This window comes from Pseudoalteromonas sp. CNAT2-18.1 (assembly GCF_022347865.1).
GTDB lineage: Bacteria > Pseudomonadota > Gammaproteobacteria > Enterobacterales > Alteromonadaceae > Pseudoalteromonas > Pseudoalteromonas ruthenica.
Map to the genome: position 1 here is coordinate 14,736 of NZ_JAKRFR010000006.1, position 13,461 is coordinate 28,196.

The following is a 13,461-nucleotide window of genomic DNA, read 5'->3' on the forward strand; positions in this document are numbered from 1 at the left end:
ATATTTAGCCGGCGTTAGCGATGCCCACCATCGCCGATAACAATTAGAGGAAAAATAATGACACGTCTTCCATTTAAACTGAGCCTGAGTGCGGTTTTAGTCTCGGTAACCTTAGGGTTAAGTGGCTGCAATGACACAACCACAACTAAGCCCACTGAGAGCGCTGCAGAAACAAAAATGAGCAGCAACAAACTCACAGCAACTGATGCCAAAGCGTTTTTAGCAAACACTGAACAGCAGTTAGCCAAGCTGTATGAGAAAAGTAGCCGTGCCGCGTGGATTTACGCCAATTTTATTACTCATGATACGGCACAGCTCGCAGCGGCCGCGAACCAAGAAGTGACCGAAACCATCGTACGTTTAGCCAATGAGGCTGCCCGTTTTGATGATCTGGAGTTAGACGCTGATAGCCGTCGCAAACTCGATAAACTGAAACTGGCACTGACGCTACCGGCACCACAAGATGCAGCAAAAACCGAAAAGCTGGCCAATATTGTCGCTGAGCTTGATGGTCTGTATGGCAAAGGCGAGTATTGTAAAGATGATGGCCAATGTCTAAGTCTCGGTGAGATGACCGCAACCATGGCATCGAGTCGCGACTACAATGAGTTATTAGATCTATGGCAAGGGTGGCGACAAATTTCTAAGCCTATGCGCCCTTTATACGAACAGCAAGTCACGTTAACGAATGAAGGCGCGCAAGAGCTTGGCTATGCCGATACAGGCGCAATGTGGCGCAGTAAGTACGACGTGCCTGCCGATGAATTTGCCACTGAACTTGACCGCCTATGGGGCCAAGTTAAGCCTTTATATGACTCCCTGCACTGTCATGTGCGCGCCAAGCTGGGTGAGCAGTATGGCGAAGATAAATTACCTGAAGATGGCACCATTCCAGCGCACTTACTCGGTAATATGTGGGCACAACAATGGGGTAATATCTACGACTTGGTTGCGCCTGAAAATGCCGATCCTGGCTATGATGTAACCGAACTACTAGCGCAGCATGACTATGATGAGCTAGAGATGGTGCGCGGTGCGGAAAAGTTTTTCACCTCCATGGGCTTTGCACCGCTACCTGATACTTTCTATGAGCGCTCTTTATTTACCAAACCTCAGGATCGCGATGTGCAATGTCATGCATCGGCGTGGAACCTCGATAGTAAAGATGATTTACGCATTAAGATGTGTATTCAGCGCACCGGCGAAGAGTTTGCCACCATTCACCATGAATTAGGGCACAACTTCTACCAACGTGCTTACAACCAGCAACCTCTGTACTATCAAGAAAGTGCCAACGATGGATTCCATGAAGCCATTGGCGATACGATTGCGCTGTCGGTCACTCCTGAGTATTTAAAAGAGATTGGCCTATTAGATGAAGTCCCTGATGAATCTAAAGACATTGGCTTACTCATGCGCATGGCACTAGATAAAGTGGCCTTTATCCCATTTGGTTTGTTAGTTGATCAGTGGCGTTGGCAGGTGTTTTCTGGAGAAATTACCCCTGAGCAGTACAACCAAGCTTGGTGGCAGTTGCGCAAGAAGTATCAAGGGATCAGCGCTCCCATCGCTCGTTCTGAGTCAGACTTTGATCCGGGGGCCAAGTACCACGTGCCTGGAAACACGCCTTATACTCGCTATTTCCTAGCCCATATTTTACAGTTCGACTTCCATCGTAGCCTGTGTGAGATTGCCGGCAATGACGCCGCCATTCACCGTTGCTCCATCTATAACTCAAAAGAAGCTGGGCAGCGACTTAACGAGATGTTAGAAATGGGCTCTTCGCAGCCATGGCAACAAGCGCTCGCAAAAGTAACAGGTAAAGAGCAAATGGATGCAACCGCTATTCTTGATTATTTTGCACCATTACAAGCTTACCTAGATGAGCAAAACATGGGTCGTCAATGTGGTTGGTAAGCGTTATTAACCATTAGCGACAAAAAAGCCCAGCATATGCTGGGCTTTTTTAATTAATTAGTTCAACGCTTAGAACTGTGCAGTTGCTTTTAGGAACCACTGATCATAGCTTGACTCATCCCAGTTGCTGCCGTAACCAGCAGATACTGCGAAGTTGGTGTCGATGAAGTATTTCGCACCAAAATTATAGAAGTCTTCATCGTCGAAATTAACGAATACTGACGTCATTTTGTTGAAGTAGTAGTTAGAACCTAGCTGCCAGTAGTTGTCCGCATCGTCACGGTTAATGTACTGTGCTTCAACAGTTAAGTAGTTACCTTGCTTAAGGTCTTTGAAGTACTTACCGTTAAGCTCACGGTGGTCGAACTCGTCATCAATACGCACTTCAAAACCGATGTAATCAGTGCTGTTTAAAGCGTGATCGTAACGGCCAGAGAAGAAGTAAGTTTCATCACCGTGCTCTGGGTCTACGCGCTCAGCTTTCAACAAGAAGTTGTCGCTAACTAGGTAACCAAGGCTTAGTGTGTATTGATCAGCACTGTCGAAGTCATCTGGGTCAACAACGCTGTAAGACGCGCCTACTAGGAATTGATCCGCGAAGTATTCACCGCCTACGTTGTAGCCAGTCGCATAATCATTGTCTGAGATACGACCAAAGATGTTTGACTCTTTGTTAATATACTCAAACTGATCAAGCGGGCCCAACACCTGCTTTGGTGCGAAGTAGTAAATCGAATCTACGGCAACATTGTCCTCACTTTCTACATTGAGGTATTCAAGGTTGCTGATTGATTGATAAGACTGTGCGAAGGCAGCACCGGAGAAAAGTACAGACGCGATGGCGACGGATAGTTTTTTCATAAATAGATTTCCCTATATCTAGTTTTTTAAAACAGCGCCACTCTAGCGCTGTTGAAATGAATTATAACTTAACTAAGCACTTGATTGTTTTAAATAAATGTTAGTTTTTGTTAGATATAGGTACAGTTTTTTACAAAACGTAGCGAGATAGGATCCGATACACTTCGTTAATGTTGTCACCCGCTTTAAAGTTCTTACACAACGGACTCGGATCAGAGCCTATCCAAATTTTTAGTTCAGCATCCATATCAAAGTGGCCAGCACTTTCCTTACTGAACTTAGTGATTTTACTAAATGGAATACTGAGCACCTCCATCTTCGACCCTGTTACACCTTGTTTGTCTACTAAGATCAGACGTTTGTTAGTGAACAAGAATAAGTCGCGGATCACTTTATACGCTTTTTCTAGGTTCTCACCTGGAGCAAGTATCTCTTCAAGTAAAGAGTCTAACTCCCCTTCATCTACTTCACTGGCATTGCCAATTAATCCACTAAGTAATCCCATTACTACGCTCCTGTTGCGAATAATTGATTTTCTAGGGTGTGACCGTTTATCAAGGCGCGATAACGCCACTGTTGTTTATGGCACAGCGTTAGCAAGGCGATATCCATTGCCTCACTGAGACCCTCGCTGCTGTAACCAATAACAAATTCATTACGCTGACTATTATCAACGCTCACTACGTGAGGAAGCGCCTGTAACGCCGCTGCAACATGATCGTTTTGCTCTCGTAGTTGCAGAGTTAGATACGCCAACTGCTCGGTTTGCGAGTCCAATTGATGGGTCGCCAAGCGCCCTTGCTGCAAGTATAAAACACGGTCGCAGAGCCGCTCCAGCTCCGATAAGTCGTGCGAGCTCAATACAAAGGTCGTCTCGGTACTGAGCGCACTGACCAACTCTCGAATAGCCCTGGCATTGGCGGGGTCTAAACCAGCCGTTGCTTCATCAAGCATCACCAACTTCGGCGAACCAAGCAGCGCTTGGGCGATACAAATGCGCTTTTTCATGCCATGAGAAAGCTCTTTAGCGCGACTGTCTGCGGTGTCTTTGAGATTGACCAGTTCCAACACCCGCTGTGTTTCTATTTTTGCTTGGCGCTGGCTAAAACCTTGCAGGCGTGCATATAAAGCCAATTGCTGGGCAACACTAAAGTTGGGGTCCAGTAGCGCGTCTTGTGGTAAGGCACTTAACTGACCGAACAACGCGGCGCTGCCGGGACGATGTCCCAATACCTTAATTTCGCCCTCACTGGGTTGCAAATAGCCGCAGATAAGGCTAAACAGCGTGGTTTTACCTGCGCCATTGGGGCCGACTAACGCAATGGGCTTTCCGGTTTGTAATTCAATATCAACATTATCGAGCGCTTTTTTGCTGCCGAAATAGTGGCTAACGCCGCGTGCTAAAATTAACTGGCTCATAGACTACTCCGCTGCAACTTATAAAAACTTAGCGCTAACAACAGGCCACTTTGCAACAATGGCCAAGCTATGTCGGTGACAGGGCTGGGCCGAACGGTGGCGATATTATCTAGCGGCTCACCGGGAATAAGGTAATCCAACCACATCGGCAGCCCTAACTGGCCTTGTAGAATAGCCAGTACCATTAACCCTATGGTGTACAATAAAATAACGTAAATAAGCGCCATACGTGATGAGCGCGCTATGGTATTCAATAACGTCATCAAGGCAATAAATGGCATCAGATTAACCAACAGGAGGAGTTCAAACTGCAGCGCGCGTGCCAAAGCCGGGACCAGTGCACTGGTATCGCGAAAGGCAATGAGGATCAGCGTGCCGATAATGCTAATCGCCAGCAACGCAGCGGCGCTTAAGCAGTGACCGAAATAGCGCCCTAATAGAATTTCAGCACGAGTAGCGCGTAAAGCGATGAACCGCAGCGTGCCGCGTTCTTTATCGCTAACAAATTGATCACTGGTTAAATAAATAATGAAAAGAGGAAAGGTGACTAAGGCAATCAGCCAATATACGGCCATTTCCGCATCAGGCCAGTGCAATAAACTCTGTAACCCGAGGTTGCCAAAAGCAGCAAGCATAAACTGTTCAAAGTTAGGGTCTGAAAGCACCGATACAGCTTGAGAAATACCGTAGCGATAAATCATCAACCACACTAAGGCAAAAGCAAGCAACGCCAACCACGCCTTTTTGGTAAGAAAGTGTCGCGCCAGTTCAAATTTAACCAGCTCGAAGATACGCCTTGGATCCATCCTGATATCCTGATTTGTAGTTATTTGTAGCTACTATAAATGAAAAAAGCGCTCAAAAGTATGAGCGCTTGTAAAAAGATGTGTCTGACGCTATTTATTGGCTAAAGCATTGGCGTACACATCAAGCCCTTGGCTGAGGTCGGCAATTAAGTCATCGACGTCTTCTAAACCGATATGCAAACGCACTACCGGGCCATACTGCCATGACGTTTCACTGCGCAAAGCCTTCATGCTCAGGTTGGTGGTAATTAGACTCTCAAAGCCACCCCAAGAGAAGCCCATTTTAAAATGGTGTAATGATTCAACCAAGGCATCAAGGGCCTGTTGTGTGCCCTCTTTCATTACAATGGAGAATAACCCATTACTGCCATCAAAATCGCGTTTGAAAAACACATGGCCAGGACAACTTTCCAGCGCAGGGTGACGAACATGATCCACTAATGGGTGCGACTGTAGCCACTTTGCTACTTGCAATGCACTGCGCTCATGTTGCTGTAACCTCACAGCCATGGTGCGTAGCCCTCGCAAAGCCAAATATGCATCGTCGGCACTGCAACATTGCCCCAAAAGGTATGACTGCTCGCGCAGCACCGGCCAATGCTGCTCATTGGCAACACTGACTCCCATCATCACATCACTGTGACCTACTATGTATTTGGTGGCCGCCTGAATACTAATATCAACACCATGCTCTAAGGGTCGAAAATGCATACCATTGCCGTAGGTGTTATCCAGCATGGTCATAATATTGTGAGCCTTAGCCTCGGCCACCATGGCGGGCACATCTTGGACCTCCATGGTGATTGAGCCGGGGGATTCCATAAATAGCACCTTGGTATTTTCCTGGAAAAGCGTACTAATATCGGCGCCAATTTGCGGGTCATAATAGGTGGTTGTCACCCCTAACCCTGCCAGCACTTTGTCGCAAAAATCCCGGGTAGGTTCATAGGCATTATCCATCATCAGAATGTGATCGCCGGCTTTGACAAAAGATAGCAGGCTATTACTGATGGCAGCAGCGCCCGACGGATAAAGGGCACAGCCGGCTCCGCCTTCTAGCTGAGCAATTGCTTGTTGTAGCGCAAAGTGTGTTGTGGTGCCGCGACGACCGTAAAATAATGCATGGTTTCCGCGATTTTTAGCTGCGTCTTTAAACTCAGCAACGGAATCAAAAACCACGGTAGAGGCGCGCTGTACCACAGGGTTAACAACCCCTTGAGTGAACTTTTTATCTCGCCCAGAGCTTATCAACTGTGTTTGTTTTTTCATTTGTTTTCCTCATTCTGTGCAACCCAAGTATCAATAAGATACCGTGAAATAGAATCGCAGCGGGGAAGTTTGTAGTCAGTGCCCGCATCTCCCCAGGTGCCAAAATGCTTTAGCTCGTCTCTAGAGAACCAACGTGCGTCGCTGAGCTCGTCTTGGTCAATAAAGATATCTGTTGAGCTTGCCTGTGCCATATAGCCTAACATCAGCGAGCTTGGAAAAGGCCATGGCTGTGAGGCAATATAGCGTGGCGATTGCACGGCTATTCCCGCCTCTTCCATCACTTCTCTGGCAACAGCAGCTTCGAGTGTTTCCCCTGGGTCGACAAATCCAGCTAAGGTGGAATAGACGCCCTCAGGCCAGCTTGCTTGACGACCTAATAAACAGCGTTCAATACCATCATTGAACTTATGATGCACCAACATAATAACGGCCGGATCGGTACGTGGAAAAGTAAGGTGACGACAGTCGCGGTTGATGCATTTTCGGGCATGACCGGCCTCCGCTTGAATATTTTCATTGCCGCAACGGCCACAAAAGCGGTGGGTCTTATGCCAATGGCACAGCCCTCGCGCAAGTACCAGTATTGCAGCAGCGCCAGGCTCAACTATCGAGCCATAACGGCGGATATCGACAAATTCACCTTCGGCATAAGCACAGTCGTTAGCCAATGTTTCACTCACATCAAGAGCAAAGTAATGCTGGCATTGATGCTCACCTAAATAAATCGCGTTATCGGGGGCGAAGTCTTTTACTTGCTCATAGCTCAAAAACAGTGGGGTTTGATTATCAATACTGAACAGATTTCGATCTGTATTTATTAATACATAACGCCCCAGCGGGCGTTTATTTAACAGCCAGTTAGGGTCTTTACGCTCGCTTGAGTGCCTATCCAATGGCAACTGGGTGTATTGCAGCATGGTTTTGCGGTAATTCAGGACAACATGGTTCTACATTATCACAGTTCAGTAAAATCACAGTAATGCGGGTGATAGTGACATCGCTTCTTTTATCGTTACATTACCCATCAAGGGGTTGTGCCTGTTCTCATTAATAAACGCCGCTAACACAGATACAAAAAAAAGCCCGAGCTGGGCTTTAATGGTATTTAGCGTGATGTTACTTAGCCGCTAGGCGCGCCAATAACTTCTGATTTTCGGCCTCTATATGCTTGTAGAAATCAACGTCGGCAAGCTCACTGGCTGCGGCTTCATCAATAACGATAACGGCATCGCGATGCATCTGCAGTGCCGAAGCTGGGCAAGAGGCAGTTAGCGGCCCTTCTACCGTGGCTTTGATGGCTGCCGCTTTATTTTCACCAGTTGCCAATAACACCACTTTTTTGGCATCAAGTATGGTACCAATGCCCATGGTAATGGATAAGTGCGGCTGATATTCATCCTCGCTGAAAAAGCGAGCATTATCATCGATCGTTGCCTTCGTTAGGGTCTTAACACGGGTTCGCGATGTTAAGCCTGACGAGGGTTCATTAAAGCCTATATGGCCATTGCGCCCTATTCCAAGTAACTGAATATCGATGCCACCGGCTGCGAGAATGCGCGCTTCATATTCCTGACATGCAGCAATAGGATCTTGAGCATCGCCCGGCGGTACATGGGTACGCTCTTTGGCAATATCAATGTGGTCGAACAACTGCTCATTCATAAAGAAGCGGTAGCTCTGCGGATGAGAGCCGTCTAAGCCTAAGTATTCATCTAGATTAAAGCTAGTGACTTGTGAAAAGCTGATATCACCCTGTTGATTTTTTTCGATCAAATTTTGATACAGCGCCACTGGCGTTGAGCCTGTCGCCAGGCCGAGCGTGGAAGCGGGTTGCTTTTTTAGCTGGGCTACAAATAGGTCAGCGCCGTAACGGGCCACCTCTGTAGCATCTTTAAGAATCACGATTTGCATGTTTAGCTCGTTGTTATAGTTGATAAAAATGGGACCTATGACCAAGCGTTCCGTGCAATCTGAACTTGGTCATAGGTCAGAACCTAATCGGGATACTGTAATTAGGTTTACACCATTATGACAACGCTGTCATTATTGGTTATAAAACCTAATTTGTAAAGTAAAAGTGAGCAAAAAATGTCACTTTTTTAGTTATTTATTAAACATCAACAGGGTTAAACACTGACAAAGATTTTACGTTTATACATCCAGTGTAAGACAAGCAGCTGTACTGTTAACAAGGCGACGACAGCAAATAGAGGTTGCCATGGCTCACTGACAGAGCGCACGACCCCACCAAACACACTATTGGCGATGTACCCCCAGTTCACTAAGCTTGAAGCGAGGTAAATAATAATTGAATTAGCGCCGATAATTACAAACGGATAAGCGGCTTTACGTTGGCCAAGAATATCAACCACGCCATAGAACACCGCCAATAAAATTGCACTCCAGCCGACAGTAACGAGTACAAACGAGCTGGTCCACAATTCTTTATTCACTGGAAAGACACTGTCCCATCCCCAACCTAGCGCTAAGCTGACTAACCCCGCAGCAAGCAGCTGCGCCGCTACTCGCCATTGGCCTTGAGTGGCACCGCGAGCAATTAATTGCCCGGCAAAGACACCTAAAATAGCGTTGGCGGCTGCAGGAATATTTGACAGTAAGCCTTCTGGGTCAAGAGGCCGGTTTTGGTAGGTAATACCAGGTAATAGGTGTTGATCAACCCAGGCATTCCAACTTCCCTCAGGGCTCAGCGGCGAGCCGTGGCCGCCGGGTACCGGCAACACCGTCAACCAGAGCCAGTAGCCTAACAAAATTACGACAGCGACAATCGCTTGAGTGCGCAACGAGGTATGCCATACCAGCATCGCCGCGATAAACCAGGCTATAGCTATACGCCCAAGTACACTGGCATAGCGAATTTCGTCTAATGCCATTGGCATTCCTGTGCCCCAGCCGTGATTATAGAGAACTCCTAAGGCACTAAGTAGTAACAGGCGTTTTACTGCTTTGTGATAAAAAGGTTTGCGTTCGGCCAGCGGCAGATGATCAATCCGCTTCGGGGAAAGCCCCATGGCCACACCAGAGAGAAAGATAAATAGCGGGAAAATAAGGTCGTAAAAGGTGAAACCGTGCCATTGCGAATGCACTGTATGCGCTTCAAACGCCTTCCACCCTTGCCAACCTGTTAATACGAACAATGCGGCAAAAATAGATTGCCCGCCTAAAATCCAAAACATGTCCATACCGCGCAGCGCATCTAACGAGGCTAAGCGTTGTTTTTTTTTGCCGGTATCAGGTGTTGTCATAGTTTCTCGCTGTTAGTTTCTGCGCACTGTTACATCACTGTATCCATGCGTACCTCTTCCATGACGGCCTGTTTTATAAGGGGTTCACTGTGCTTAGCGGCTAAGGCGTATGCCGCCTATGTAGGTGGCCTGCACATGTTGGTGCTCATCCAGCGCCACAAAATCAGCATCGAAACCATTTAGGAGACGACCTTTGCACTGTGCTAAGCCCAAGTATTGCGCCGGATAGAGCGATGCCATACGCAGACTCTCAGCTAAGCTGATATCCAATGTATTTACGGTGTTGCGCACAGCACTGGCCATATCCAACACACTGCCAGCTAATTCGCCCGTACTGGAATTCAACCGGTCGCCGGTGCGATAGACTTTACGGCCATCGAAAAAATCAAACTCTTCGGCATCGGTGCCCACTGGAGGCATTGCATCGGTAACAAGCATTATCTTGCCGCGCTGCTTGGTACGAATTGCCAACTTCGCCGAATCCGGGTGTAAGTGATGACCGTCGACAATTAACCCGCACCAACTACTGTCATGCCATAACGCCGCACCGACAACCCCAGGTTCACGTGAGGTAAAGGCAGACATAGCATTAAATAGGTGGGTGAAGCCATCAGCGCCGGCGTCTAGCGCTGACATCGTGGTTTCATAGTCGGCATTGGTGTGGCCCAAAGAGACCTTTACACCCATGGCAACTAAACGCTTAATATCCGCTGCGCTAACATTTTCTGGCGCCAAGGTAACCATTTTAATACCAAGGTCATCGCGCTCGTAAATCGCAAACTCTTCATCGCTAATGGGACGAATAAACTGCTCGCTGTGCGTGCCTTTTTTTGGCAAACTGAGGTGCGGTCCTTCAAAATGGACTCCTAAAATACCTGGAGTATTTTTTGCCACCGCTTCAGCCACTGCGTCAGCGGCACGACGCATAATCGCGATGTCGTCTGTGATTAAGGTCGGCATATTGGCCGTTGAGCCAAATTGACCATGTGCTCTCGCTATTTGCGCTAAGCAGTCAACACTTTGTTCAGCATTAAAAAATGCACCGCCACCACCGTTTACTTGTACATCAATAAAGCCGGGGACTACGAGCCCAGAAAGTGCGGTGACAGGGTCGCTGGTGGGTGCATCAATAAATTGCACTTTACCGTTAACACTTTGAAAATAAACATCGTTATGAAAACGCTGCCCGTCAAATAGGCGTTCAGCATGGAAACTTTGACTCATTTAATTGCGACCTTTTGTTCTTCTTCTAACAGCGCATTTTGGGCAAAATAAACAGCGCCCATCTCGGGTGGCTGACGAGGCACTTCAACACGTTTAGCTATATCAGGATCTAACCATTTTTGCATGGGTTCAGACAAGCCGCCAATCATAGATAAACGTGGAGGGTTAATTTCTAATAATCGTTTAGCCAAATTACTGATGTAGCGCGCACCGTCTTTGACTATGGTGAGCGCGACCATATCACCATCATGAGCCGCCTCTATGACCATACGCGCGAGTTTGGCGTAGCTGCTTGAGGGTTGACCCGCCATTTGCTCTGCAACTCCCATTGCTGAGCTGGCATTAAAATGCAATTTAAACATCTCACTCAGGCGAGTTTGCGGACCTAATCCATCCAAATCTAATAACACCGCCTTGAGTGCTTCAAGACCCAGCCATGCACCGCTGCCTTTGTCGCCTTGAGCAAATCCATGGCCGCCATAATTCACACTATGACCTTTAACACAGGCAAAGCCACAAGAGCCAGTACCAGTAATAATCACTGCCCCGTCACCGCCCTCATGTGCGCCGATACAGGCAGTATGCAGGTCGGTGGTCAAATACATTTTTTGAAATGGGTGTTCCCACTCACTGATTTTCTCAAATAGACTGGGTAGGTTAACCCCTGCCAAGCCTAAACCAGCCACTAATTGATGCACGCTCTCTAGGCGTAGGCCTGCATCACGCATCGCTTGCTGAGTAGACACCATAATCGACTCTAAAGTGCGTTCAAGACCATGTAATGGATTTGCAGGGCCGCCCAAACCGGTACCCAGTACTCCCCGTTGGGCGGAGTAAATGGTCGCCCGGCATTTGGTTCCCCCACCATCTATGCCTATAAATAATTGCTCTTGACTCGCACTCTTCGCCATCATTGTACGACCTCTAACCTTGTTAATGTATTCGCAAATACGCTTTATCGTTTTTGTAGCGCGTATGCTCTTCCTCAACCCATGTTGAAATTATGTTACACAATTAATGACAGCGTTGTCATTAATTTTTTTAAATTTTCCCTAATTAATTCTATTCACTAGGTTACTACTTTGTTTTTATTGGTCTTTTCTTAATTCTAGCAGGATAGCTAAGACATCAGCATATATGAATTCATTAGTTCCATCAATCGAGAATAATAGAATAAATAATTCCTGCCATCTGACTTACCGCTCGACTTGCGTGTGTTTCCTTGCATCAACGGGTTTATGTAACTATATTGAGTTACCTAAGTACATGTAACTTTAATTAGTTACTTAACAGAATGTAACCATTGAGAGTTCCTTTATGCCCCAAACACCTTCTTATTACACTGTGTTAAGCGGTGATCTCGTCGACTCTCGTAAGCTAAGCAGTGACGACTATGACAATGCATTATATAGCCTAGAGCAAGGGCTACGCGCTATCTGTGAACGCTTCGATGGCGACTTTAGCATTTATCGCGGTGATGCCTTCCAATGTATTCTTAGCCAAAGCCCCACCCCTTTGCTAGCCAGCATTATGCTGCGGTTGTTTTTACGTGCCCGAGCTCTGGACGCACGCATTAGTGAGGCATGGGGCCCGATAGATAACTACCGCAAAGACATAAAAACCGCCACCGGTCCAGCGCTACTCCTCTCGGGGACGGGCTTAGATAATATAAAAAATATGCGTCTACGTCTTAGTCTACACCAAATAGACATGAGCCCAAGTTTTGTATTGAATATTCGCTTTATAGATAACCTGATCAGTCACACCAGTGCCAAACAAGCACAAGCCTTGTATTTGTACCATTGGTTACGTAATAATGATCATGCAACCATAGCCAAAGAGCTTGAAACTTCAAGAGAAAACGCCACCAAGCTACTTAACGCTGGCAACTACCACCTCGTTGATGAATTTATAGCCGTAGCCGCAAAGGAACATGCTTATGGATGAGCAAATAGCACTTCTATTGGCGCTATTATTAGCGCACTTTATTGCCGATTTTTATTTGCAACCAATGCACTGGGTGCACAATCGCAACACTTACCACTATAAATCAAGCAAATTAGCACTGCATGTGTTGGTTCACGGCGTGCTATCGGCCACCGTGCTTATTGCGTGGGAGCACATTTACGGCTTGGGTGAGTGGCCGGGGGTGTTGCTGGCTACGTTGAGTATTATGCTCAGCCATTGGCTCATTGATGTAGGAAAGTCCTATACTCGAGGCGGTATTATACCCTTTGTGGTTGATCAGCTCGCACACATAATGGTGATCATTTCGCTGTGCCTGTGGCTCAGTGATGCAGATACCCTCACTCAATGGGCGAGTCAGGGGCTGAGTACACAATCATTATGGGTTACGCTGCTTGCCTATGCCTTGGTTTTAAACCCCTGCTCCGTGGCTATTCGCATGTTATTGGAGCGCTGGCAGCTACCTTGTAGCCATAATGAGCAACAGCTGCCACAGGCGGGTCATAGTATTGGCGTACTTGAGCGCGTGCTGATGCTCACCTTTGTACTGATTGATGAACTCGCTGGTGTCGGTTTTGTGTTAGCGGCTAAATCGGTGTTTCGCTTTGGCGATTTGACCAATAGCAAAGAAAAGCACCTAACCGAATACGTGATGCTGGGCACCTTATTAAGTGTCACCTTAACATTGGCCATCGGCCTCGCTACCCGCGCTTTGTTAAACACCCTATAACGAAAAA

Annotated in this window: 13 protein-coding genes; 3 read left to right on the forward strand and 10 right to left on the reverse strand. The window is 47.0% G+C overall.

The window, feature by feature from the left end:
• Positions 1-57: 57 nt before the first annotated feature.
• Complete coding sequence (locus MHM94_RS13785; RefSeq protein ID WP_235419636.1) at positions 58-1,917, forward strand: M2 family metallopeptidase; 1,860 nt, start codon at positions 58-60, stop codon at positions 1,915-1,917.
• A gap of 69 nt (positions 1,918-1,986) precedes the next feature.
• Here MHM94_RS13785 and MHM94_RS13790 read toward each other — a convergent pair whose 3' ends face one another.
• From MHM94_RS13790 to MHM94_RS13835, 10 genes are all read right to left on the reverse strand, one after another.
• Positions 1,987-2,778, reverse strand: a complete 792-nt coding sequence (locus MHM94_RS13790; RefSeq protein ID WP_022945090.1) for a putative porin — start codon at positions 2,776-2,778, stop codon at positions 1,987-1,989.
• A gap of 130 nt (positions 2,779-2,908) precedes the next feature.
• The gene (locus tag MHM94_RS13795) at positions 2,909-3,283 is read right to left on the reverse strand and encodes a PH domain-containing protein (RefSeq protein WP_022945089.1); all 375 of its coding nucleotides are present in this window, start codon (positions 3,281-3,283) and stop codon (positions 2,909-2,911) included.
• A gap of 2 nt (positions 3,284-3,285) precedes the next feature.
• Positions 3,286-4,197 carry an ABC transporter ATP-binding protein gene (locus MHM94_RS13800; RefSeq protein ID WP_235419637.1) on the reverse strand — a complete coding sequence of 304 codons (912 nt, stop codon included), beginning with the start codon at positions 4,195-4,197 and terminating at the stop codon, positions 3,286-3,288.
• A complete protein-coding gene (locus MHM94_RS13805; protein ID WP_022945087.1) occupies positions 4,194-5,003 on the reverse strand; it encodes an ABC transporter permease in 810 nt (269 codons plus the stop codon). The genes MHM94_RS13800 and MHM94_RS13805 overlap by 4 nt, the downstream gene beginning before the upstream one ends.
• Before the next feature lie 90 nt (positions 5,004-5,093).
• Entirely contained in the window at positions 5,094-6,272 is a 1,179-nt protein-coding gene (locus tag MHM94_RS13810) for a cystathionine beta-lyase (protein ID WP_235419638.1), read from the reverse strand.
• The gene (gene nudC, locus MHM94_RS13815) at positions 6,269-7,189 is read right to left on the reverse strand and encodes an NAD(+) diphosphatase (protein WP_151172919.1); all 921 of its coding nucleotides are present in this window, start codon (positions 7,187-7,189) and stop codon (positions 6,269-6,271) included. Before nudC ends, MHM94_RS13810 begins: the two co-directional genes overlap by 4 nt.
• 199 nt (positions 7,190-7,388) lie before the next feature.
• The gene (gene nagB, locus MHM94_RS13820) at positions 7,389-8,183 is read right to left on the reverse strand and encodes a glucosamine-6-phosphate deaminase (RefSeq protein WP_045978068.1); all 795 of its coding nucleotides are present in this window, start codon (positions 8,181-8,183) and stop codon (positions 7,389-7,391) included.
• Between the two features lie 215 nt (positions 8,184-8,398).
• A complete protein-coding gene (locus tag MHM94_RS13825; protein WP_235419639.1) occupies positions 8,399-9,535 on the reverse strand; it encodes a DUF5009 domain-containing protein in 1,137 nt (378 codons plus the stop codon).
• Between the two features lie 93 nt (positions 9,536-9,628).
• Entirely contained in the window at positions 9,629-10,759 is a 1,131-nt protein-coding gene (gene nagA / locus MHM94_RS13830; protein ID WP_235419640.1) for an N-acetylglucosamine-6-phosphate deacetylase, read from the reverse strand.
• Positions 10,756-11,673 carry a BadF/BadG/BcrA/BcrD ATPase family protein gene (locus MHM94_RS13835; protein WP_045978071.1) on the reverse strand — a complete coding sequence of 306 codons (918 nt, stop codon included), beginning with the start codon at positions 11,671-11,673 and terminating at the stop codon, positions 10,756-10,758. Before MHM94_RS13835 ends, nagA begins: the two co-directional genes overlap by 4 nt.
• A 403-nt stretch (positions 11,674-12,076) precedes the next feature.
• Here MHM94_RS13835 and MHM94_RS13840 point away from each other — a divergent pair, with 403 nt between their 5' ends.
• Together MHM94_RS13840 and MHM94_RS13845 are read left to right on the forward strand one after the other, a co-directional pair.
• Positions 12,077-12,706 (forward strand): hypothetical protein, encoded by a 630-nt coding sequence (locus MHM94_RS13840; RefSeq protein WP_022945886.1) that lies wholly within the window; start codon positions 12,077-12,079, stop codon positions 12,704-12,706.
• Complete coding sequence (locus tag MHM94_RS13845; RefSeq protein WP_045978073.1) at positions 12,699-13,454, forward strand: DUF3307 domain-containing protein; 756 nt, start codon at positions 12,699-12,701, stop codon at positions 13,452-13,454. The genes MHM94_RS13840 and MHM94_RS13845 overlap by 8 nt, the downstream gene beginning before the upstream one ends.
• The last annotated feature ends 7 nt before the right edge of the window (positions 13,455-13,461 follow it).

What these genes read in the sequence shown, in the direction of transcription:
- nudC (WP_151172919.1), bottom strand. Translation starts at nt 7,189, where the DNA reads ATGCTGCAATACACCCAGTTGCCATTGGATAGGCACTCAAGCGAGCGT.
- MHM94_RS13805 (WP_022945087.1), bottom strand. Translation starts at nt 5,003, where the DNA reads ATGGATCCAAGGCGTATCTTCGAGCTGGTTAAATTTGAACTGGCGCGA.
- nagB (WP_045978068.1), bottom strand. Translation starts at nt 8,183, where the DNA reads ATGCAAATCGTGATTCTTAAAGATGCTACAGAGGTGGCCCGTTACGGC.
- MHM94_RS13835 (WP_045978071.1), bottom strand. Translation starts at nt 11,673, where the DNA reads ATGATGGCGAAGAGTGCGAGTCAAGAGCAATTATTTATAGGCATAGAT.
- MHM94_RS13840 (WP_022945886.1), top strand. Translation starts at nt 12,077, where the DNA reads ATGCCCCAAACACCTTCTTATTACACTGTGTTAAGCGGTGATCTCGTC.
- MHM94_RS13785 (WP_235419636.1), top strand. Translation starts at nt 58, where the DNA reads ATGACACGTCTTCCATTTAAACTGAGCCTGAGTGCGGTTTTAGTCTCG.
- MHM94_RS13800 (WP_235419637.1), bottom strand. Translation starts at nt 4,197, where the DNA reads ATGAGCCAGTTAATTTTAGCACGCGGCGTTAGCCACTATTTCGGCAGC.
- MHM94_RS13845 (WP_045978073.1), top strand. Translation starts at nt 12,699, where the DNA reads ATGGATGAGCAAATAGCACTTCTATTGGCGCTATTATTAGCGCACTTT.
- MHM94_RS13810 (WP_235419638.1), bottom strand. Translation starts at nt 6,272, where the DNA reads ATGAAAAAACAAACACAGTTGATAAGCTCTGGGCGAGATAAAAAGTTC.
- MHM94_RS13790 (WP_022945090.1), bottom strand. Translation starts at nt 2,778, where the DNA reads ATGAAAAAACTATCCGTCGCCATCGCGTCTGTACTTTTCTCCGGTGCT.
- MHM94_RS13825 (WP_235419639.1), bottom strand. Translation starts at nt 9,535, where the DNA reads ATGACAACACCTGATACCGGCAAAAAAAAACAACGCTTAGCCTCGTTA.
- MHM94_RS13795 (WP_022945089.1), bottom strand. Translation starts at nt 3,283, where the DNA reads ATGGGATTACTTAGTGGATTAATTGGCAATGCCAGTGAAGTAGATGAA.
- nagA (WP_235419640.1), bottom strand. Translation starts at nt 10,759, where the DNA reads ATGAGTCAAAGTTTCCATGCTGAACGCCTATTTGACGGGCAGCGTTTT.